This is a genomic window from Brevundimonas sp. 2YAF1 (assembly GCF_052114745.1).
Classification (GTDB): domain Bacteria; phylum Pseudomonadota; class Alphaproteobacteria; order Caulobacterales; family Caulobacteraceae; genus Brevundimonas.
Map to the genome: position 1 here is coordinate 95505 of NZ_JBFRFI010000006.1, position 22247 is coordinate 117751.

Annotated in this window: 19 protein-coding genes; 14 read left to right on the top strand and 5 right to left on the bottom strand. The window is 68.4% G+C overall.

Annotation, left to right across the window (positions count from 1 at the left end):
* The first annotated feature begins 80 nt into the window (after positions 1-80).
* A complete protein-coding gene (locus AB4Y68_RS09865) occupies positions 81-1547 on the top strand; it encodes an amidohydrolase family protein (protein WP_441455416.1) in 1467 nt (488 codons plus the stop codon).
* On the opposite strand, the gene AB4Y68_RS09870 is transcribed toward AB4Y68_RS09865, so the two are convergent.
* Together AB4Y68_RS09870 and AB4Y68_RS09875 are read right to left on the bottom strand one after the other, a co-directional pair.
* Complete coding sequence (locus AB4Y68_RS09870) at positions 1525-2103, bottom strand: HdeD family acid-resistance protein (RefSeq protein WP_441455418.1); 579 nt, start codon at positions 2101-2103, stop codon at positions 1525-1527. The two genes, AB4Y68_RS09865 and AB4Y68_RS09870, sit on opposite strands and share 23 nt — an antisense overlap.
* Before the next feature lie 72 nt (positions 2104-2175).
* Entirely contained in the window at positions 2176-2415 is a 240-nt protein-coding gene (locus AB4Y68_RS09875) for a hypothetical protein (RefSeq protein ID WP_441455420.1), read from the bottom strand.
* 94 nt (positions 2416-2509) lie between these two features.
* Between AB4Y68_RS09875 and AB4Y68_RS09880 the strand changes: the two genes are divergently transcribed.
* From AB4Y68_RS09880 to AB4Y68_RS09890, 3 genes are all read left to right on the top strand, one after another.
* Positions 2510-3499 (top strand): helix-turn-helix transcriptional regulator, encoded by a 990-nt coding sequence (locus AB4Y68_RS09880; RefSeq protein WP_441455421.1) that lies wholly within the window; start codon positions 2510-2512, stop codon positions 3497-3499.
* Positions 3500-3653: 154 nt separating this feature from the next.
* On the top strand, positions 3654-5096 hold the full coding sequence (locus tag AB4Y68_RS09885; protein ID WP_441455423.1) for a hypothetical protein: 1443 nt from the start codon (positions 3654-3656) through the stop codon (positions 5094-5096).
* A gap of 77 nt (positions 5097-5173) precedes the next feature.
* On the top strand, positions 5174-6007 hold the full coding sequence (locus AB4Y68_RS09890) for a hypothetical protein (RefSeq protein WP_441455424.1): 834 nt from the start codon (positions 5174-5176) through the stop codon (positions 6005-6007).
* A 134-nt stretch (positions 6008-6141) separates the two neighbouring features.
* Here AB4Y68_RS09890 and AB4Y68_RS09895 read toward each other — a convergent pair whose 3' ends face one another.
* Positions 6142-7587, bottom strand: a complete 1446-nt coding sequence (locus tag AB4Y68_RS09895) for a helix-turn-helix domain-containing protein (RefSeq protein ID WP_441455425.1) — start codon at positions 7585-7587, stop codon at positions 6142-6144.
* 155 nt (positions 7588-7742) lie between these two features.
* On the opposite strand from AB4Y68_RS09895, the gene aceA reads away from it, so the two are divergent.
* Positions 7743-9032 carry an isocitrate lyase gene (gene aceA, locus AB4Y68_RS09900; protein ID WP_441455426.1) on the top strand — a complete coding sequence of 430 codons (1290 nt, stop codon included), beginning with the start codon at positions 7743-7745 and terminating at the stop codon, positions 9030-9032.
* 27 nt (positions 9033-9059) lie between these two features.
* A complete protein-coding gene (locus AB4Y68_RS09905; protein ID WP_441455427.1) occupies positions 9060-9269 on the top strand; it encodes a hypothetical protein in 210 nt (69 codons plus the stop codon).
* 10 nt (positions 9270-9279) lie between these two features.
* Here the strand turns inward: AB4Y68_RS09905 and AB4Y68_RS09910 are convergent, their stop codons facing one another.
* Positions 9280-11568: an ATP-binding protein gene (locus AB4Y68_RS09910; protein ID WP_441455428.1), complete on the bottom strand. Its 2289-nt coding sequence runs from the start codon at positions 11566-11568 to the stop codon at positions 9280-9282.
* Positions 11569-11722: 154 nt separating this feature from the next.
* On the opposite strand from AB4Y68_RS09910, the gene AB4Y68_RS09915 reads away from it, so the two are divergent.
* The 6 genes from AB4Y68_RS09915 to phoB all read left to right on the top strand — a co-directional run bounded on the left by AB4Y68_RS09915 (position 11723) and on the right by phoB (position 18368).
* Complete coding sequence (locus AB4Y68_RS09915; RefSeq protein WP_441455430.1) at positions 11723-13147, top strand: ATP-binding protein; 1425 nt, start codon at positions 11723-11725, stop codon at positions 13145-13147.
* Between the two features lie 123 nt (positions 13148-13270).
* Positions 13271-14701, top strand: a complete 1431-nt coding sequence (gene pstC / locus AB4Y68_RS09920; protein ID WP_441455431.1) for a phosphate ABC transporter permease subunit PstC — start codon at positions 13271-13273, stop codon at positions 14699-14701.
* A complete protein-coding gene (gene pstA, locus AB4Y68_RS09925) occupies positions 14694-16001 on the top strand; it encodes a phosphate ABC transporter permease PstA (RefSeq protein ID WP_441455432.1) in 1308 nt (435 codons plus the stop codon). The genes pstC and pstA overlap by 8 nt, the downstream gene beginning before the upstream one ends.
* A 4-nt stretch (positions 16002-16005) precedes the next feature.
* A complete protein-coding gene (pstB, locus tag AB4Y68_RS09930; protein WP_441455433.1) occupies positions 16006-16878 on the top strand; it encodes a phosphate ABC transporter ATP-binding protein PstB in 873 nt (290 codons plus the stop codon).
* 10 nt (positions 16879-16888) lie between these two features.
* Positions 16889-17638, top strand: a complete 750-nt coding sequence (phoU, locus tag AB4Y68_RS09935; protein WP_441455434.1) for a phosphate signaling complex protein PhoU — start codon at positions 16889-16891, stop codon at positions 17636-17638.
* A gap of 40 nt (positions 17639-17678) precedes the next feature.
* On the top strand, positions 17679-18368 hold the full coding sequence (gene phoB / locus AB4Y68_RS09940) for a phosphate regulon transcriptional regulator PhoB (RefSeq protein WP_114817985.1): 690 nt from the start codon (positions 17679-17681) through the stop codon (positions 18366-18368).
* 197 nt (positions 18369-18565) lie between these two features.
* Here phoB and AB4Y68_RS09945 read toward each other — a convergent pair whose 3' ends face one another.
* On the bottom strand, positions 18566-19546 hold the full coding sequence (locus AB4Y68_RS09945) for an Hsp33 family molecular chaperone (RefSeq protein ID WP_441455435.1): 981 nt from the start codon (positions 19544-19546) through the stop codon (positions 18566-18568).
* A 145-nt stretch (positions 19547-19691) separates the two neighbouring features.
* On the opposite strand from AB4Y68_RS09945, the gene AB4Y68_RS09950 reads away from it, so the two are divergent.
* Together AB4Y68_RS09950 and serA are read left to right on the top strand one after the other, a co-directional pair.
* The gene (locus AB4Y68_RS09950) at positions 19692-20231 is read left to right on the top strand and encodes a hypothetical protein (RefSeq protein WP_441455616.1); all 540 of its coding nucleotides are present in this window, start codon (positions 19692-19694) and stop codon (positions 20229-20231) included.
* Between the two features lie 85 nt (positions 20232-20316).
* Positions 20317-22206, top strand: a complete 1890-nt coding sequence (gene serA, locus AB4Y68_RS09955) for a phosphoglycerate dehydrogenase (RefSeq protein ID WP_441455436.1) — start codon at positions 20317-20319, stop codon at positions 22204-22206.
* Positions 22207-22247 lie beyond the last annotated feature (41 nt).

A 22247-nucleotide genomic window follows, 5' to 3' on the forward strand; every position in this document is an offset into this window, starting at 1 on the left:
TGTGCGGCGCATCGCCTGACGGACCGCCGGTATCCCTGATTGGCTTGCCGCGAAATCTGCCGTGCGTATAGCGGATGATCATGCGCACCCTTCTGATCGCCGCCGCCGCCCTCTTGTCCGCCTGCGCCACGGCGCCGCTGACCGCCGTTGAAGCCCCGGTCGAGACGGTCGACCTGCTGCTGACCTCGGCCACGGTGGTCGATGTCGAGAAGGGGACGACGACGCCCGATCAACTGGTGGCCGTGCGCGGGGGCGACATCGTCGCCGTCCTGCCGGAAGGCGAGGCCCGCCGCTATCGCGCGACGCGGACGCAGGATCTCGGCGACCGCTACGTCTTGCCGGGCCTGTGGGACATGCATGTCCACTTCGGCGGCGGCGAGACCCTGATCGGCGAGAACGCCGAGCTGATGCCCCTCTATGTCGTCAACGGCGTGGTCGCGGTGCGCGATGCGGCGGGCGATCTGGCGCAGCAGGTGCTGGATTGGCGCGACGCCCCGCCGACGCCCGACAGCCCGCGCATCTTCACCTCCGGCCCCAAGATCGAGGGCATCGCCCCGGTCTGGAAGGGCGTGATCGAGACCGGCAGCGAGGCCGACGTGGACGCCGCTCTGGACCGGCTGCAGGCCCTGCGCGTCGACTTCGTCAAGATCACCGACAACACCCTGAAGCCCGAGCTCTTCCTCTACGCCATGCGCGAGGCGAAGAAGCGGGGCATGAAGACCTCGGCCCACATCCCGGCCAGCATCACCGTGCTGGAGGCCGCCGAGGCGGGCCTGTCGTCGATCGAGCACCTCGACTACGCCATGAAGGCGGGCTCGAAGGATGAAGCGGCCATCGCCGCCGACTATCTGGCGGGCAAGTACACCTACGCCCAGACCATGCGGCGCTATGCCGACACCTTCGACGTGGCGACGGCGCGGCGGGTCTATGCCCGTCTGAGGGAGTTGGGCACGGCCGTGTCGCCGACCCTCTACGGCTCGACCACCCTGGCCAACCTTGATCTGGACGACCACTCGCACGACGCCGGGCTGGCCTATGTCGGGCCGGGCATCCGCGCCACCTATGACTGGCGCGTCGAGCGTGCGGCCAAGGCCACGCCGCAGCAGGTGGCGGACCGCCACTTCGTCAAGGACGTCACCGCCCGCACCCTGCCCATGCTGCGCGACGCGGGCGTGACCATCCTGACCGGAACGGACGCGGGCTTCCTCAACTCGTTCAACTATCCGGGCTTCTCGCTGCACGATGAGCTGGAGCTGTATGTGAAGCTGGGGCTGACGCCGCGCGAGGCGTTGGCGGGCTCGGTCGTCGACGGCCCGCGCTTCCTGAACCAGGGCGCGCGCTACGGCGCCGTGGCGGCGGGCAAGTCGGCGGACCTGCTGGTGCTGGACGCCGACCCGCTGGCTGACGTCAGCGCGACGCGGCGCATCGCCGACGTGGTGCTGCGCGGCCGGCTGATCGACGCCGGCGAACTGGAACGGATGCGCGGCGAGATCCGCGCCCGCGTCACGGCGCGCGAGGCGACCTTCAAGTCTTCGCCAGCTTCCTGACGCGGAAGGCCACGAAGATCATCAGGCCGCCGAACAGGATGGCCCAGGCCGCGATCAGCCACAGCAGGCCCAGGGCGCCGGGGCCAGGGGCGAAGACCAGGATCAGGCCGAACAGGATCGACAGGATCCCCGCCGCCGCCAGCGTCCACTCGTTGGCGATCTCCTTGCGCAGGTGGACGGCGCCGACGATCTCCAGCACGCCGCGCATGATCGACCAGAAGCCGATCAGATAGATCAGCACCAAAGCCGTCAGCCCCGGCCAGACGAAGGCCAGGACGCCCGCCGCCACCCCGGCCACGCCCGACAGCGCCAGCCACCATCGTGGGGCCAGGCCGCCGCCCCAAATGGCGGCGACGATGGCCAGCACCCCGTCGACCAGGGCATAGGCGCCGTAAACGATGATGAGGCTCAACAGGCTGATCTGCGGCCAGGCGAAGGTCAGCACGCCGAAGACCACGGCGGCGATCCCGCGCAACAGCAACAGCCACCAGGATTTGTGCAGGGCCGAGCGCACGAGGCTGTCCAGCGAAGGCGCGGCGGAGTGGGGCGACGTCATGGGCAAATCCCCGTTCTGGCGGGACCGGAACGGTCACGCTTGGGCGAACGCGGTCAGCCGCTGGGGGTTCCTTCAGGCCGCCATGCGCCAGTCGGCGTGCGCTGCGGCGGGGGTGTGGAACTCGTCCCACAGGGCGTCCTCGTCGGAGTAGCGGCTGCTGGCGGAGGCGGAGATGACATCCACGACCTGTTCTTCCTGGCGATCCCAGATGACGGCCAGGTCGCCTTCGGCCTCGCACGGCACAATCATGTAGCGCTCGGCGAACGCCTTGCGGGCGGGCTTCTGGACGGTGGGGGTGCGGGCGAAGGCCATGTCGGGATCTCCTGAAGCGATTGCCTCTTGCTGATGTTGAGAGGATGCGACAGCATTGCGCCAGTTTCGGACGTAGGCTTGTGGAGACGTTTCAGTGCGGCACGACAAGGCGGCGATGGTAATTGATCTGGCGCGCGGCATGGCGGCCAGCGCCGAGGGGCTGACGCTGAACGAGATGGCGGGGCAACTGCGGGTCGGGCGGCGCACGGCCGAGCGGATGCGCGACGCCGTCCTGATGCTGTTCCCTCAGGTCGAGGAGGTGTCGGACCCGCCGACCAAGCGATGGCGCATTCGCGGCGGCCTGTCGGCCTTTGAACAGGCCCCGACCGCGACCGAGATGCTGGAGCTGACCAAGGCGGCGGCGGGCCTGCGCGCCGCGGGCGAGGCCGGGCGGGCGGCGGCGCTGGAGGGGCTGGAGCGCAAGGTGAAGGCGGCGATGCGCTCGACCACGCTGAACCGGCTGGCCCCCGATCTGGAGGCCCTGGTGCGGGCCGAGACGATCGCCGTCCAGGCCGGGCCGCGTCCCTCGGCCGACGAGGCGGTGCTGGCCGAGATTCGCGGGGCGGTGCTGGCGGGGCGGCCGCTCGGCTTCATCTATTCGCGACCGGGGGCCGAGGCGCGCAGCCGCAGCGTCGCCCCCTGCGGCGTCATGTTCGGCCGCGCCAACTATCTGGTGGCGGCGGACCGCGAGAGCGGGCGCATTCAAACATTTCGCCTTGATCGCATGACCTCGGTCGAGGCGGGCGACGGGATGGCGACGCCTCCCGGTGACTTCGATCTGGCCGCCTTCGCCAGCCAGTCGTTCGGCATCTATCAGGACGAGATCGAGGAGGTGGTGCTGCGGATCACGCCCGAGGGCGCGGCCGAGGCGCGCGGCTGGCGCTGGCACCCGACCCAGACGCTGGAGGATCAGCCGGACGGATCGGTCCTGGTGCGCTTCCGCGCCTCGGGGATGCGGGAACTGGCCTGGCACCTGTTCAGCTGGGGCGAGCAGGTGGCGATCGAGTCGCCGCAGCGGTTGAAATCGGTGATGGCGGACGAACTGGCGGCGGCGGGGCGCGCCCTCGCGCGGGCGCAATCCTAAGCCATCCGTAAGGTGACGCTGGTGGCCCCATCCGTCATCCTCGGCCTTCCAGAAACTCGAGGTCTGCTAGTCCAATCGCTGCGCCTCGGACCCCCAGCGGGCGCGTTTATGGATCCTCGGCAGGGGCGTTCATGATTCGATACCGGAGTGTCCCTTGCGTCTGAAAGCCCTCGCCGCCTCGACCGTTCTGGCTGTCGCCCTGCTGGGCGCCTGCGCCGCCGCGCCCTTGCCGCCGGGGACCTGGGATGCTCGGGCTGCGCCCATGGTCGAGGTCGCGCGCGACGGCGACCGCTGGACGGCGGACTATGTGTTCAATCGCGACGCGCCGGTCTGGGCCTTCATGGATTCGGCGTTGATCGTGGACGTCCGTCAGCCCTGGCGTCCGACCCAGTGGAGCGTCGACACGCCCGGCGTCGTCATGGAGCGGCGCGGCTACTATGACGTGATCCGCAGCCTGGACGGGGGCCCCGTGCCGCGTCACGTGCGCTTTTCGCTCAAGCCCAAGTCTGTCTATCTGGAGGCGGAGTACGGCACGCTGACCTTCTCGGACGGCGCCGTGGCCCTGCCGACGCGCCAGTTCGACGTCTTCGCCCTGCCGTCGGTCGAGGCGGCCGAGGCCATGCCGGCCGATCTGAACGGAATCGATCTGGAGGGCGGCGCTTCCTCCGTGACCTGGCGCGACGCGGCTGGACCGGTGCTGTTCAACGGCGAGCGGCGCGCCCAACTGACCACGACGGGCGAGCGGTCCTACGTCCTGCTGGGGCGGGCGCGGGTGACGCCGGGCGAGGGGCTGACCACGGTCATCGACCCCAACCTGCCGTCCTGGATCGGCGAGGAGATCCGCAGCTTCGCGCCCCATGTCGGCGACTACTATCTGCGTCGGCTGGGGTCTCCCGGCGTCGGCAGCGAGACCTCGACCGTCATGGTCAGCTGGAACGGCCCGACCGAACGCCTGTCCAGCATGGGCGGCAGCGTCCTGCCCGGCCTGATCGTCATGAAGTTCGAGGGCGTGGGCGTGCTGCGGCCCAATGCGGAGATGCTGGAACGGTCGCGCTGGTTCATCGGCCACGAAGGCGCGCATTTCTGGCTGGGGCAGGCGGTCCGCTATCAGTTCGCGCGCGACGCCTGGATCACCGAGGGCGGCGCCGACCTGATGGCCGTGCGGGCGCTGAAGGCGCTGGACCCGGCCTATGACGACCGGGCCGAGTTGCAGAGCGAGGTGGACGACTGCATCGACCTGGCGCGCGGCAAGCCGGTGGCCGAGGCTGGCGCGCGGGGCGAGCACCGCGCCTACTACGCCTGTGGAGCCGTCTTCGCCATGGCGGCCGAGGGCGCGCAGAAGCGGCGCGACGGCGGCGATTGGTTCGACTTCCTGCGCCGGCTCCTGGCGGCCAACCGCGAGGACAAGGTGCTGACTCGCGCCGAGTGGCTGGAGGCGCTGACTCGCGTGTCGGGCGATCCGTGGCTGGCGCAGACCATCGACCGGATGCTGGATCAGGGCGCGGCCGATCCTGCGGCCGAGATCGCGGGGTTGTTCCGCAAGACCGGCGTCCCGCACCGTTTGGAGAACGGCAAGGTCGTTCTGTCCGGATCGTGATCGCTGTTATTTGATCGGGATCAAGGGCCAAAGCTTGCGCCGGGTGTTCTATGGCTGTGGAGCAAGAGGAGGTCGCCATGACCTGGTCCAGCCTGATCGTCTATGTCGATGACGAACCCGACAACGCGGCTCGCATCGCCCAGGCGTGCGACCTCGCCCTGATCCATGACGCCCATCTGATCGGCGTTTCCGCCTGTGCGCCGGAAACGCCCATGGCCGATGCCTATGGCGCCGGCATCCTGTTGGGCGAAGTGCTGGCCGCCCAGCACGAACGGGCCGAGAGCGCCCTGAAGGGGGCCGAGCAGCGGTTTCGCGAGGCCGTGACCCGCGCGGGCGTGCCCTGCGAGTGGCGCGCCGACGTGGGCGATCCGACGGGCCTTCTGGTCAAGCACGCGCGTTCCGCCGACGTCCTGATCGTGGGGCGGGACGCCGCCAACGTCAGCGGCTGGCGCGCGCCGCATCCGGCCGATCTGGTCATGCGGGCGGGCCGTCCAGTTCTGATCGTGCCGCCGACGCCCGCGCGCGCCATCATGGACGGACCGGTCCTGCTGGCCTGGACCGACAGCCGCGAGAGCCGTCTGGCGGCCCAGGCCGCCCTGCCGCTGATGCAGCGGGCGCAATCCGTGCGGGTGGTCGAGCTGTGCGATCCCGGGGACATGGACGGCGCCCGTCTGAGGACGGACGACGTCTGCGCCTGGCTGGTCCGCCACGGCGTGACCGCCGAAGCCGACGCCCGCGCCCACGACGACCGCTCGGCCGGACGTCGCCTGCTGGATTGCGCCACCGAGATGAAGGCCGGCGCCATCGTCAGTGGCGCCTGGGGCCACGCGCGGATGCGTCAGTGGATCTTCGGCGGGGTGACCCAGACCCTGCTGACCGAAACCCCGGTGGCGCTGCTTCTGGCGCACTAGAATCTCCCTTCTCCCCTTGCGGGAGAAGGTGGCCGAGCGGAGCGAGGTCGGATGAGGGGTCTCTCAACCGACAGCAAAACCCCTCATCCGTCGGCCTTCGGCCGCCACCTTCTCCCGCAAGGGGAGAAGGTCTTTTACGCAAACGGATACGGGCTGACCGACTTCGACCAATCGTCGACCGTCAGCGCCCGCCCGACCGGCGGGGCGGCGCGTTCGGCGCAGGGGTGTCTCTCACAGAGCCGGCAGGCCGGCCCGATCGGCGTGACCTCGGGCTTCTGCAGGTCCAGACCGCGCGCATAGATCAGGCGGTGGGCGTGCTTCAGCTCGCAGCCTAGGCCGATAGCCAGGTCCTGGCCTTCCGTGAAGGCGTCCTGGCCCTGGCGGTCCACGGTGCGGGCCAGGGTGAACCAGCGCGAGCCCTCTTTCCCATCTTGGCCGGGAGTCTCGATGATCTGGGTGACGATCCGGCCCGGAGTGCGGAAGGCCGAGTGCAGCCGCCAGCGCGGGCAGGACCCGCCAAAGCGCGAAAAGGGAAAGGCACCCGAGGCGTAGCGCTTGGACACATTGCCCGCCTGATCGACCCGCATCAGGAAGAAGGGCACGCCTCTTGCCGTAGGCCGCGACAGCGTCGTCAGCCGGTGCGCCGCCTGCTCGAAGCCGACGCCGAAGCGAGCCTGCAGCCGGGCCAGATCATAGCCCGTCTCCTCGGCCGTGCGCTGGAAGGCGGCGTAGGGCATCAGGATGGCGGCGGCCAGGCTGTTGGTCAGCGAGGTCTTCAGCAGGTTGCGCGTCGGGGCGTCGGGCGCATTGGCCGTCTCGGTCAGGGCCTGAAGCTCAGGCCCATGCTCCATCAGGGCCAGTTGGCAGGCGACGGCGAAGGCCCGCGACGACGGACCCAGCGTCTCGGACAGCAGCAGCCGTCCCCGGTGCGGGTCGAAGCGGCGGGTCCATTCGACCATGACCTCGGCGGGCAGGGTGCGGACGGTCAGGCCGTGACGGGCGAACAGCCGCACGCGGGCCAGGGCCTCGAACCCCTCGTCCGGCGACGATGCCTCGGCCTTCAGGGCCTCGTGCAGGGCCTCGCCCAGGGCATCCAGTTCGGGAACGTGGTTGTGCCGGGCCTGGATGTATTCGCGCACCCATTCGGACGGGCTGTCGGCGGGGGAGGCGGCGCCGGCCACCTCGGCCTCGGCTCGGTCGCGCACGCGCCGGTCGGAGAAGGCGCGATAGAGCTTCAGAATGGCGTCGGCGGCGGCGGGCTGATCCTCGGCCAGTTGCACGATCTCGTGGCGCGGCACGGCCAGGCCCTGGAACAGGGGGTCGGCGAAGGCCTCGGCCAGTTCCGCCTCGGACGCCGGGCCGCCGGACTGGCCCAGGTTCCTCAGGTCCACGTCATAGGTCTCGGCCAGACGCAGCAGAAGTTGGGCCGAGACGGGCCGCTGATTGCGCTCGATATGGTTCAGATAGGAGGGCGAGACGCCTAGGTCCCCCGCCATCGCCGTCTGCGACAGGCCGAGGTCGCGCCGCAGCCGTTTCAGGCGGCCGCCGAGGAAGAGCTTGCGATCAGCGGCGGCGTTCATGACGCGATGATGTCATGATATGACTGATTGGCAAGTGTCATTATGTGACTGTTTGACTTCAATGTTGAGGTCATCGGTGTGTCATTCGTGACGGCTGGGTGTTCTGGTCCGGGTGACAGCGGCAGTGACCGCGCCCTTTCAAAGCCGAGTTGAACATGACGACCTTCGCCGATCTGGTTCCTTCGCCCGCTGGCCGTTTCGACGGCATCGAACGCCCCTATACGCCGGAGGACGTTCTGCGCCTGCGCGGCTCGGTGCCGGTCACGCACACCCTGGCGGAGCGCGGCGCCAACCGTCTGTGGGAACTGCTGCACAGCGAGCCCTTCATCAACGCCCTGGGCGCCGTCACCGGCAATCAGGCGATGCAGATGGTCCGGGCGGGTCTGAAGGCCATCTATCTGTCGGGCTGGCAGGTCGCGGCCGACGCCAACACCGCCGGGGCCATGTATCCGGACCAGTCGCTGTATCCGGCCAACGCCGCGCCGGAACTGTGCCGCCGCATCAACCGCACCCTGCAACGCGCCGACCAGATCGAGCACGCCGAGGCCAAGCCGGGAGAGGGGGCCAAGCGCGAGTGGTTCGCCCCCATCGTCGCCGACGCCGAGGCCGGCTTCGGCGGCCCGCTGAACAGCTTCGAGATCATGAAGGCCTTCATCGAGGCGGGCGCTGCCGGCGTTCACTTCGAGGACCAACTGGCGTCGGAGAAGAAGTGCGGCCATCTGGGCGGCAAGGTTCTGATCCCGACCCAGGCCCATATCCGCAACCTGGTCGCCGCCCGTCTGGCCGCCGACGTCATGGGCACGCCGACCATCACCGTCGCCCGCACCGACGCCGAGAGCGCCCAGCTGATCACCTCGGACATCGACGAGCGCGACCAGCCCTTCATCGACCGCGACAACCGCACGCCCGAGGGCTTCTTCCGTCTGAAGGAAGGCACCGGCCTGGACCACTGCATCGCGCGTGGCCTTTCCTATGCCAACATTGCTGACCTGCTGTGGTGGGAAACCTCGCACCCGGATCTGGACGACGCCAAGAAGTTCGCCGAGGCGATCCAGAAGGAGCATCCGGGCAAGCTGATGGCCTACAACTGCTCGCCCTCCTTCAACTGGAAGGCCAAGCTGGACGACGCTGCGATCGCCAAGTTCCAGCGCGAGTTGGGCGCCATGGGCTACAAGTTCCAATTCGTGACCCTGGCCGGCTTCCACAGCCTGAACAACGCCATGTTCGAGCTGGCCGACGGCTACCGCGATCGCGGCATGGCGGCCTATTCCGAGTTGCAGCAGCGCGAGTTCTCGAACGAGGCGGCCGGCTACACCGCCACCCGTCACCAGCGCGAAGTCGGCACCGGCTATTTCGATCAGGTCGCCACGGTGATCTCGAACGGCCAGTCCTCGACCACGGCCCTGAAAGACTCCACCGAGACCGCCCAGTTTCACGCCGCCTAGAACGAAATCCAATCAGGAGAGACACTCATGGAACCGCTGACCCGACCCCAGGCCATCATCGACTTCTGTCTGGCGCCGCTGGCGCTGGACGGCGCGACCGAGGCCGAACGCGAGGTCCGCCGCCGGCTGGAGCACGTCATCAGGACCTTCCAGTCCAAGGCCGCCCGAGCGATGAGCGTCGACTTCTCGGCCATGCCGTCGCAGGTCATCAACGAAGCTGCCCACGGCTACGAATGACGGAAAATCCTCAGGCCGCCCGCTCGACGGCCTGAGGCGCGTTCGCCGTCAGTTCCTGCACCGTAGCCAGCAGGGCCTCGACGCTGAACGGTTTGGCCAGATGGCGGTCGGCGCCGGCCTCCAGTCCCGCCGCCACATGTTCGGGCAGGGCGTTGGCGGTCAGCATGACGACGGGGACGCGCGGCGACCCCATGGCGGCTTCATGCAGGCGAATCTCGCGGGTGGCCGTCAACCCGTCCATGACCGGCATCTGCATGTCCATCAGCACCAGATCGAAAGCGGAGGCGCGGCAGGCCTCCACTGCCTGGGCCCCGTCCTCGACCGAGATCAGATCGACCGCCGCCTGATCCAGGATCAGTTCGACCACGCGGCGGTTGGTGGGATGGTCGTCGGCGACCAGGATGCGCAGACGGCGCGCCGTTCCGACCGGCGCCGTTTCGCTGGCATGAACGGTCGTCGGCTCGGGCGCGGCGGGCGTTTCGACCACACGCAGCGGCAGGGTCAGGATGAAGGCCGCGCCGCCGCCGGGCTCGCTTTCGCAGCCCAGTCCGCCGCCCATCATGCCGGCCAGTTCGCGGCAGATCGCCAGCCCCAGTCCAGATCCGCCGAAGCGCCGAGTGATGTCGCCGTCCGCCTGTTCGAAGCGGCTGAACAGCCGATCGCGTGTCTCGGCGTCGAAGCCGATCCCCGTGTCTTGGACCACGAAGCGCAGGCCTTGCGGCCCGGCGTCGACCGTCAGGCTGACGAAGCCCGAGGCGGTGAACTTGACGGCGTTGGACACCAGATTGGTCAGGACCTGCTTCAGGCGGACGGCGTCGCCGTGAATCCACAGGCGCGCCTCGGGCGCGACCTCGACGAAGAACTGCAGCCCCTTGTCGCGGGCGGCGGCGGCATAGAGCTGGGCCGCTTCGTCCACCGCACGCGCCAGGTCGAACGCTTCCTCGTGCAACTCCAGGCGGCCCGACTCGACGCGCGCCAGATCGAGAATGTCGCTGAGCAGGGTCTGAAGGGTCCGGCTGGAGGCATGGATCAGGTCCAGCATCTCGCGCTGCTGTTCGTCCAGATCGGTGCGGGCCAGGGCCTGGGCCACGCCGATGACGCCGTTCATCGGGGTGCGGATCTCATGGCTCATATTGGCCAGGAACTGGCTCTTGGCGCGGTTGGCGGCGTCTGCGGCGTCGCGGGCTTCGGCCAGGGCCTGGGCGTCGTGCTTCAGGTCGGTGATGTCGGAGCAGATGGTCACCGTGCCGCCCTCGGCGGTGCGGCGATCCTGCACCCGCAACCAACGGTCGCCGATGTGCTGCTCCATGGCGCCCCGCGGTCGACGGCGATTGGCCATGCGTTCGGCGATCCAGGCCTGTTCCCGATCTTTCGCGCAGGGATAGAGGCTGGCCTTGACCCCGGCCACGAGGATTTCGTGGAAGGTGACGCCGACCTTCAGAACGGCCGCCACCTCGGGGTTCACTTCGGCGTAGCGGCGGTTCCAGATCGCCAGTCGGTCGTCGGCGTCATAGAAACCCAGGCCATCGGGCATGGCCTCGATGGCCTCGCGGAACTGGCCCAGGGCGCTGTGTCGCGACCACCAGATCGTGCCGGTCAGGAAGGCGGCGGTGATCGCCAGGAACGTGACGCTGACGCCGACCCACAGGGTGATGGTCGTTGCCGGCGCTCCGGCGACCGGCAGGAGAACACCGGGCGAGGGGGTGAGAACCACGGCGCTCATGGCGACCACATGCAGCCAGCAGACGCCCAGCGCTCCCATCAAGGGCGTGATCACGACGCGCCTTATCCCGGCGGGGGGCAGGGCCAGGAAGGGCGTGCAGATCAGGGCCATGCCGCCGCCGACGGCGAGGGCGACCAGGGGCGCGTTCCACGACAGCGTTGCGCCGGATATGCGCAGCGAGGCCATGCCGACGAAATGCATGGCGGCCACGCCGGCGCCGCAGGTCAGCGCCGCCAGCAGCCGCCAGCGCCGCGCTTCGGTCGCGAGCGCCAGAATCGTGGCGGTGAAGGACGCAATAAGGATGATGGCCAGGGACGCCAGGGTCTCGGTCAGGGCGTAACGGACCGGCGCGCCGACGTCGTAGGCCTGCATGGCGATGAAGTGGGTGGACCAGACGCCTAGTCCCGCGATCAGGGGCACGGCGATCACATAGGGGCGGCGCGAACGTGGGGCCAAACTGCGGGCGCGGTCGAACAGGCTGAGGGCGATCAACAGGCTGAAGATCGAAACTAGGCCGGCGAAAGGCAGGATCCGCCAGTCGTGCTGCTGAACCAGACAGTTCAGGATCGTATTCACGTCCGATGCCCCTCCGCGCCGTTGATGCAAACTGCCGCAAATCGGTGAAGAAAATACGCTATGCGCGGAGTTTGCCGATCGCGGCCGCCCCGCTCCGCCAAGTCGTATCGAACATATCGCCTGTCCGCTGAATAATGAGATAACGCCGATCACCATGCCTTACGAGCACTCGCCTTCGCCGGTCGCCCCTACCGCCTCGTCCCGTCTGTGGACCGCAGGCGCCAGCGGCGGCGTGGCCATTCTGGTGATGTTCGTTCTGGCCGTGATGAAGCCGGAGTTGGCGGGGTGGCTGGCGGCGGGCGCGGCGGCCGTGGCGCTGTCGACCTGGCTGGTGAACCGCAGACCGCCGGCCGTCTTCAGCGACACCAATTTCGACGTCAGCGGCCCGGTTGATCTGGCTCCGGACGCGGCGCTCCTGGGCGACGTGTTCGAGGCGCTGGGCGATCCCATCCTGATCGTCAGCGGCGGCGAGGCTGACGACATCGCCGGGCGACGAATCGCCTTGGCCAACGCCGCCGCGCGCGAGCTGTTTCGCCTGAACGGCGCCGGCGGCGGCCTGCTGGTCTCGGTGATCCGCGACCCCAAGGTGCTGGAGGCGGTGGACGAGGCCCTGTTCGGCGATATCAGCAGTTCGGTGGACTATGTCGGCGGCGGCGCCCAGGAGCGGCACTGGCGCGCCTTCGTCCGGCCTTTGCCGGCCCGCGACGCCCACGCCTGGGGGGCGGGGGCGCTGGCCCTGGTCGGGCTGCGCGACGAAACCGATGCCAGGCGCATGGAGATGATGCGCGTCGACTTCCTGGCCAACGCCAGCCACGAACTCCGGACGCCGTTGGCCTCGCTGTCGGGCTTTATCGAAACGCTGAAGGGCCACGCCAAGGACGACCCCAAGGCGCGCGACCGTTTCCTCGACATCATGGCCATCCAGGCCGACCGGATGGGGCGACTGGTGGCGGACCTGCTGTCGTTGAGCCGGATCGAGCTGAACGAGCATATCGCGCCGCTGGGACGGGTGGATCTGTCGCGTGCGGCGGCGGATGTGGTGGACGCCGTCAGCGTCATCTCGCGCGAGCGCGGCGTGACCATCAAGGCGGACCTGGGGAAGGGCGGCGCGACTGTCGCCGGGGATCGCGACGAGATCGTCCAGGTGATCCAGAACCTGATCGACAACGCCCTGAAATATTCCAGCAGCGGCGGCGTGGTCGAACTGTCTATCGACCGCGACCGCACCCTGGACGAGGCCATGGCGGCGAGGATGCCGGAAGGCACGCGGCTGTCTCTGGCGACGCCGGACCGCGAGGCGGGCCAGCGATACGCGGTGGTGACGGTGCGCGATCATGGCCCGGGCATGGCGCGTGAGCACCTGCCGCGCCTGACAGAGCGGTTCTATCGCGTCGAAGGCCAGAAGAGCGGCGAGCGGCAGGGCACGGGGCTGGGTCTGGCCATCGTGCGCCACATCATCATCCGTCACCGCGGCGGCCTGGCGGTGGACAGCGCCCTGGGCCAGGGGGCGATCTTCGCCGCCTGCTTCCCCCTGGCGCCCGCGCGGGAGACGGAACCTGTGGGCGGCCCTGCGACATGAAGGATGGGCGCCGTAACAGAACTGTCACGCGGCCGTCGTAATCCGCACGCCAATCGCGGGCAGTTTCCCGGCCGAAACGCGCCGGACCCGGCACGTTAATGATTCACGCGTGCACGGACCCGGATGATCTGGATTTTCCTGTTACTGCTGATCGCCTTCTCCGGGCTGGCCTATCTGGGCGGGCGCGGCCTTGCGGCGCGTCGCAGTCTGGGCGTCAGGGCGCATTCGCGCCCGGGGCAGCACGGCCTCTACGCCCTGATCTGGGTCGGCGCGCCGGCTTTGGCCGTGCTGATCGCCGCCTCGATCTTCTCCACGCCGCTGGAGCGTCAGATGCTGGCGGCTGGCGCGCCCGCCAGCGTCACCCAGTTGGAGCCCTTCCGTCGCGAAGCCTTCTTCTCGGACGCCCGCCGCATCGGCGACGGGCTTGAGGCCCAGCAGATCTGGCCCGCCCCCTATGCCGAGGAACTGCCGTCCGAGGGGCGTCGCGCCCACAGCATCTCCAGCGCCCTGAGCTGGGGCGGCGGCGTCGCGGCTCTGATCGCGGCGGTGCTGGGCGGCCTGTTCGTCTTCGTGCGCATCCGGCCCGACCTGCGCGCGCGCAACCGGGTGGAAAGCTGGATCAGCATCGTCCTGTTCGCCTGTTCGGCGGTGGCGGTGCTGACCACCCTGGGCATCATTTTCTCGCTGGTGTGGGACAGCCTTCGCTTCTTCAACGCGGTGCCGATCACCGAATTCCTGTTCGGGACCAAGTGGAGCCCGCAGATGGCGATCCGCGCCGACCAGATCGGTTCGTCGGGCGCCTTCGGGGCCGTGCCGCTGTTCGCGGGCACCTTCCTGATCATGATGATCGCCATGATGGTAGCGGGCCCCATCGGCCTGTTCTCGGCCATCTATCTGTCGGAATACGCCGGTCGTCGCACCCGCGCCGTGGTCAAACCGCTGCTCGAGGTCCTGGCCGGGGTTCCGACCGTGGTCTACGGCTTCTTCGCCGCCCTGACGGTGGGGCCGGCCTTCCGCGTCTTCTTCAACACCATCGGCGGCTGGTTGGTCGGCGGACCGCTGGACGGGGTCGGCCAGTATCTGATGCTGGTGCAGAACCAGATGGCGCTGGTGGCCGGCGCGGTCATGGGGATCATGCTGATCCCCTTCGTCAGCTCCCTGTCCGACGACATCATGAACGCCGTGCCGCAGAGTTTGCGCGACGGTTCCTACGCCATGGGCGCGACCAAGTCGGAGACGGTCAAGCGGGTGCTGCTGCCCGCCGCCCTGCCGGGCATCGCCGGGGCCTTCCTGCTGGCCATCTCACGCGCCATCGGCGAGACCATGATCGTGACCATGGCCGCCGGTCTGGCGGCCAAGCTGACCCTGAACCCGCTGGATACGGTGACGACCGTCACGGTGCAGATCGTCACCCTGCTGACCGGCGACCAGGAGTTCAACAGCCCCAAGACCCTGGCCGCCTTCGGCCTGGGCCTGACCCTGTTCGTCGTCACCCTGCTGCTCAACATCGTCGCCATGCGCATCGTGCAAGCCTATCGGGAACAGTATGACTGACGCCCCCGTCGATATCGGCGTCCCTGCGACCGCCGTCAGCGCCCGGACCCAGCGTCTGCAGGCCCGGCTGCGCGGGCGCTATGCGCGCGAGACGCGGTTCAAATGGTATGGCCGCGCGGCCATCGGCTTCGCCCTGATCTTCCTGGTGATCCTGCTGGGCAGCATCATCATGCAGGGCCGCACGGCCTTCTACGCCCACAGCGTGACCCTGCCGGTCTATATGGACCCGGCGCGCATCGACCGGTCCTATCCGCAGGGCGCCAATTTCGAGCAGATCGTCGCTGAACAGCAACTGCGCCGCCTCGGCATTCAGGACGACGCGCAGGGCTCCAAGGCCGCCGCGATGAAGGCCCTGTTCTCGTCCGAGCTGAAATTCCAGGCCGCGGGCATGATCGCGCGCCAGCCCAGCCTGCTGGGCCAGACCGTGCCGGTCGCGGCGCCGCTGGCGGACAACGCCGACCTCTATCTGAAGGGCGAAATCTCCAAGGCCACGCCCGAGGACCAGCGGCGCATCAGCAATGAGCAGATGGCCTGGCTGGACCGGATGAAGGCCTCCGGCGCCGTGCGCGCCCACTTCAACACCGCCCTGTTCACCAAGGGCGACTCGACCCAGCCGGAACTGGCCGGGGTGCTGGGCGCCGTGGTCGGTTCGGCTCTGATGCTGCTGGTCACGGCCCTGATCGCCATTCCGTGCGGAGTCGGGGCGGCCGTCTGGTTGGAGGAATATTCGCCGCGCAATCGCCTGACCGCGATCATCGAGGTCAATATCAACAACCTCGCCGCGGTGCCGTCGATCGTCTACGGCCTGCTGGGTCTGGCCCTGTTCATCAACTTCCTGCACCTGCCGCGCGCCAGTCCGCTGGTCGGCGGTCTGGTGCTGGCGCTGATGGCCCTGCCGACGGTGATCATCGCCACTCGCTCGTCGCTGAAAGCGGTGCCGCCCTCGATCCGCGAGGCGGCCCTGGCCATGGGCGCCAGCCGCACCCAGACGGTGTTCGGTCACGTCCTGCCCCTGGCCATGCCCGGCGTCATGACCGGTTCGATCATCGCCATGGCGCATGCGCTGGGCGAGACGGCGCCGCTGCTGCTGATCGGCATGATCAGCTTCGTTCCTGGCGTGCCCCACGCCATCGACGAGCCGGTCGGCGCCCTGCCTTCGCTGATCTACATCTGGGAGAACGCCTCGGAGCGGGCGTTCCATGAGCGGACCGCCGCCGCCATCCTTGTGCTCCTCGCCTTCATGATCGTCATGAACGCCGCCGCGATCCTGCTGCGTCGGCGGTTCGAACGCCGGTGGTAGTCCTATGAAGTTCAACATTTTCCGCGCCCCCGACGGCCAAACCAGCGGTTCCGGCGCCTCTGAGCCCTCGACCCTGTCGACCGCCCCGATCGTCGGCGCACACGCCTCGGCGCCCATGGGGCCGATCAAGATCGCCGCGCGCGACGTCTCGGTCTTCTATGGCGACAAACAGGCCCTGTTCGACGTCTCGCTGGACATCCCCGACAAGACGGTCACGGCCCTGATCGGCCCGTCGGGCTGCGGCAAGTCGACCTTCCTGCGGACCATGAACCGCATGAACGACACTATTCCGGGCTGCCGCGTCACTGGCCGCATTGAGATGGACGGCGGCGACATCAACGACCGCAAGATCGACCCCGTGCTGCTGCGCGCCCAGGTCGGCATGGTGTTTCAGAAGCCGAACCCCTTCCCCAAGACGATCTATGAGAACGTCGCCTATGGGCCCAAGATTCACGGCCTGGCCTCGTCCAAGGGCGAACTGGACGACATCGTCCAGAAGGCGCTGAAGCGCGCCGGTCTGTGGGAGGAGGTCGCCGACCGCCTGCACTCGCCGGGCACCGGCCTGTCGGGCGGCCAGCAGCAGCGTCTGGTCATCGCCCGCGCCATCGCCGTCGAACCCGAAGTCATCCTGATGGACGAGCCCTGCTCGGCGCTGGACCCGATCGCCACGGCCAAGATCGAGGAACTGATCGACGAACTGCGCGAGCGCTACTGCATCGTCATCGTCACCCACTCGATGGCCCAGGCGGCCCGCGTCTCGCAACGCACGGCCTTCTTCCACATGGGCAAGCTGGTCGAGACCGGCGACACCGAAGAGATCTTCACCAATCCGCGCGAGCGTCGCACGCTCGACTACATCACCGGCCGCTTCGGCTAAGGGCGCGAGCATGAACCAGCACACGGTCAAGGCTTACGGCGACGAACTGAACCAGCTGACGGCCGAGGTCGTCCGCATGGGCGGTCTGGCCGAGGCGCAGGTGGCCGACGCCATCGAATCCGTCGCCCGCCGCGACGTGGCCCTGGCCAAGGCGGTGATCGAGCGGGACGCCCGCCTGGACGCCCTGCACCGCGACATCGAGAAGAAGTCGATCCGCCTGATCGCCCTGCGTCAGCCGGTGGCCTCCGACCTGCGCCGCACCCTGGGGGCCATGAAACTGGCCACCGATCTGGAGCGTACCGGCGATCTGGCCAAGAACATCGCCAAGCGCGCGCTGATCCTGGCCGAAGGCGAGCCGATGCAGGTGCTGACCCGTTCGATCGAGCGGATGGGCCGTCTGGTCTCGACCCGTCTGCGCGACGTTCTGGACGCCTATACGGCCTCGGAGCTGGAGCGCGCCCTGTCGGTGTGGAGCACCGATGATGAGGTGGACGAGCACTACAACGCCCTGTTCCGCGAACTGCTGACCTACATGATGGGCGATGCGCGCACGATCACGGCCTGCACCCATCTGCTGTTCATGGCCAAGAACCTGGAGCGGATCGGCGACCACGCGACCAATATCGCCGAGACGGTCCACTATGAGATCACCGGTGAGGAAATGCTGGGCGAGCGGCCCAAGGCCGTGCCCGCTCCCGGCGAGGACCCATCGCCGACGCCGCATATTTCGACGCCGCCGTCCCTTCCGACGGCCGACTGACCCTTCTCGCTGACGACTTCGACCGACCGGAGAGCCTGACGTGCAACCCTATATTCTGGTGATGGAAGACGAGGACGCCCTGGCCACCCTGCTCCAGTACAATCTGGAGAAGGAAGGCTACGACGTCACCGTGGCCGCGGACGGGGAGGAGGGGCTGCTTCAGGTCGACGAGCGCCTGCCTGACCTGGTGCTGCTGGACTGGATGCTGCCCAAGCTGTCGGGCATCGAGGTCTGCCGTCGTCTGCGCGGCCGGGCCGAGACCCGCAACCTGCCGATCATCATGCTGACGGCGCGCGGCGAGGAATCGGACCGCGTGCGCGGCCTCGACACCGGCGCCGACGACTATATGACCAAGCCCTTCTCGATGACCGAGCTGACCGCGCGCATCCGCGCCGTCCTGCGCCGCATCCGTCCGGGCCTGGCCGACGACCGCATCAACCACGCCGACATCGTCATCGACCGCGTCGCCCACCGCGTCCGCCGCGCGGGCAAGGAGGTCCACCTCGGCCCGACCGAGTTCCGTCTGCTGGATCACCTGATGAAGCACCCGGGCCGGGTTTTCAGCCGCGAACAACTGCTGGACGCCGTCTGGGGCTCGGATGTCTATGTCGAGGCCCGCACCGTCGACGTCCACGTCGGCCGCCTGAGGAAGGCCCTGAACGTCGAAGGCACGGTCAACCCGATCCGCACGGTGCGTTCGGCAGGCTATTCGCTGGACCTGAACAGCTAGCGCTCAAGCAGCCGGTAGGCGTTAGCGCCCCTTCAAGTTTTCCTTCTCCCCTTGAGGGAGAAGGTGGGCGCCGGAGGCGCTCGGATGAGGGGGAGGCTTCAGCGCGCTCGACTCTAGCCGACAGTCTGCCTCCACCCGCCCCCTCATCCGTCATGCTTCGCACGACACCTTCTCCCTTGAGGGGAGAAGGGTTTTTGTCAGCCCGCGATCTCTTCCGGGTCGATCTTGTAGACGGTCGAGCAGTACTCGCACGTCGCGTGGATCATGCCGTCGTCCTCGACCATGTCGGCGCGGTCTTCCGGCGGGAAGGACTGCATCACCGTGACGAGCCGCTCCTTGGAGCAACGGCAGACGGCGGCCAGGGCTTGCGCGCCTTCCAGCCGCACGCCGTCCTCGTGGAACAGACGATACAGGAGGGTCTCGCCGCTGATGGTCGGGTCGATCAGTTCATCGTCGCCCAGGGTGTTGAACAGGGCGCGGGTGCGCTCCCACACCTCCTCGGTCGAACCGCGCGCCTCGTCGCCGGCGATGACCTGGATCATCGCCCCGCCGGCGCGCCACGACGTGCCGGCCTCGGTCGTCACCTCGCCCACGGCCAGGCGCACCTTGGTCGGCACCTGTTCGGACTGGGTGAAATAGTGCTCGGCGCACAACGACAGGCTTTCACCCTCGATCGGGGTGATGCCCTGGGTGCGTTCGAAATCCTCGCCCCGGTCGATGGTCATGATGAAGACGCCCTGGCCCAACAGGGTCTGCGCGCCGGGACGGACGAAGCCTTCCGACGCCTGGGCCACCTCTTCGGGATCGAAGCGGCAGAAGCCCCGCAGGGCGCCGTCGGTGCCGTAATCGGCCACGACATAGCGCACCGGGCCGTCGCCCTGGGCCTGGACGATCAGGCGGCCCTGGAACTTCAGCGCCGAGCCGACGATGGCGGCCAGGACGCAGGCCTCGCCCAGCAGGGCGGCGACGGGCTCGGGATAGGCGTGGGCCGACAGGACCTTGTCCACCACCTCGCCCAGACGCACCAGGCGGCCGCGCACGGGCCAGCCTTCGATCTGGAAGGCGGCGGCGAAGTCGTCGGTCGGGGCCGAGACGGGGGTCGGCTGTGCGGCGGGCGCGTGATCGGTCACGGCGAAGATCCTGGAAAAAGGCGAAACTGTTCGGAAGCGGCGCAACATAGGGAGGCGGCCCCCTCTTGGTAAGAGGCGGCGGGGAACAGGCGTCGCCCGCCTTGCAGCTTGGCCGTTTGTGGCGGAACCTCTTTCGGCCCGGTTCGCTCCTGTCCTGACGACAGTGTTTCGACAAGAAGAGGTTTGATTGCCCATGGTTCGACAGTTCAACGCCGTGGACGAGGTCCGCAGACACCCCGGGATCACCGCCGGCGTGGTCGCCGTGCTGGCGGGCGTGGGCATCGCCGCCCTGCTGCTGAATCAGCGCAGCGGCCCGACCCGCTATGAGCGACTGCGCCAAAGGGCCGATCCGCGCGGCTGGTTCGACGCCGAGGCCCTGCGCCACCGGTTTGACGATATCGCGCGCGGCGTGCGGCACGGCGCGGACGGGCTGGGCCATCGCGCCGCCGAACTGGGCGACTACGCCGGCGAGCGCGCCGGCCGTTTCCGCCATGACGCCCGGGCCCAGGCCGAACACTGGCGCCATCGCTCGCGCAAGAACTCTCGCAAGCCGATGAAACGCTACGCCAAACAGGCTCGGCGCTATGCCGAGGACGCCGGCGACTTCGCTCGCGACCATGCGAAGGAGGGCGGCGCCTTGCTGGCGGTGGCTACCATCGCCGCCGCCATCGGCGCGGCCGCCCTGGAAAGCCGGCGCAAGGGCGATGGATCGCGCGGCTTCGGCAAATTCTGACCCTTGCTGGAATATTCGTGCGGAAAGGGGCGCTTCTGCGCCCCTTTTCATTGCTGCAAGTGCTAAGCTCGGCTAGGTCCCACGCATGACTTCGCCCGTCTTCATCTTCGACTTCGACTCCACCCTGGTGCGTATCGAGACGCTTGAAGCGCTCGCCGACATCGTCCTCTCCGATGCGCCCGATGCGGCGGCCAAGAAGGCCGAGATCGCGGCCCTGACCGATCAAGCCATGTCGGGGCAGGTGGATTTCGGCACGGCCCTGCGCCGCCGTCTGGACCTGCTGTCGCTGACTCGCAGCCATATCGAGACCTTGAGCGATCGGATTCTCGACGAGGCCAGCGCCTCGGTGCGGCGCAACGTGGACTTCTTCGAACGTCATGCCGAGCGGGTCTATATCCTGTCGGGCGGCTTCCGCGAGGTGATCGCGCCCCTGGCCGCGCGGCTGGGCGTCGCCGCCGATCATGTGCTGTGCAACGACCTGATCTATGACGCCGACGGCCGGGTCACGGGCGTGGACGACGCCAACCCCCTGTCGCGCGACAGCGGCAAGCCCGAGGTCATCAAGGCGCTGAACCTGACCGGACCCGTGGTCATGGTCGGCGACGGCTGGACCGACGCCGAGGTCAAGCTGGCCGGGGCCGCCGACCGCTTCTACGCCTTCACCGAAGTCGTCAGCCGGGCCAAGGTCATCGAGGTCGCCGACGCGGTCGCCGCCTCGCTGGACGAGGTCCTGTTCGCCGAGGGCGTGTCGGGTCGCTGGTCCTATCCCCGCAACCGCATCCGCATGCTGCTGCTGGAAAACATCCATCCCGCCGCCGTCGAGCGGCTGGAGGAGGCGGGCTATTCCGTCGAGACCCTGAAGGGCGCGCTGGACGAGGATGACCTGATCGAAGCGATCAAGGGCGTGCACGTCCTCGGCATCCGCTCCAAGACGAATGTCAGCGCACGCGTGCTCGAACACGCCGACCGGCTGCTGGCCATCGCCGCCTTCTGCATCGGCACCAATCAGATCGATCTGGACGCCGCGGCGGCGCACGGCGTGGCTGTGTTCAACGCTCCCTATTCCAACACCCGCTCGGTGGTCGAACTGGCCATCGGCCTGACCATCGTCCTGATGCGCGACGTGGCCGACAAGTCGGCGGCCATGCACCAGGGCCAGTGGAACAAGTCCGCCACCGGCTCGCGCGAGCTGCGGGGCAAGACCCTGGGCATTGTCGGCTATGGCGCCATCGGCTCGCAGCTGTCGGTTCTGGCCGAGGGCCTGGGGATGAGGGTCATCTTCCATGACCTGTCCGAGCGTCTAGCCTTGGGCAACGCCCGCCGCATGCGCTCGCTGGACGCCCTGCTGGCCGAGGCCGACGTGGTCAGCCTGCATGTCGACGGGCGCAAGGACAACGCCGACGTCATCGGCGCGGCCCAGTTCGCCAAAATGAAACCCGGCGCCCTGTTCCTGAACCTGTCGCGCGGCCACGTCGTCGACGTCGACGCCCTGGCGGCGGCGCTGAAGTCGGGCCGGATCGCCGGGGCGGCGGTGGACGTCTTCCCCGAGGAGCCGCGCACCAACGCCGACCCGTTCGACAGCCCCCTTCGCGGCCTGAAGAACGTCATCCTGACCCCCCACATCGGCGGCTCGACCGAGGAGGCGCAGGAAGCCATCGCCGAATTCGCGGCCGAGCGGCTGCTGGGTTATCTGAACCGGGGCGATACGACCTTCTGCGTCAACCTGCCGAACGTGCAGTTGGCCGAGGTGTCGCGCGCCCACCGCCTGCTGCACATCCACAAGAACCAGCCGGGCGTTCTGGCCGAATTGAACCGCGCCCTGTCGGCGGCGGGCCTCAACATCCTGGGTCAGCATCTGAAGACGGACGAGCGGACCGGCTATGTCATCACCGACGTGGACCGGGACTATGATCCCGAGGTGCTGAAGATTCTGCGTGACCTGCCGGGCACACTTCGGTTTCGCATGCTTCACTGAACATCGTTCAGTTTCCCTAGCGGCATCTTGCGCCGGCTGAA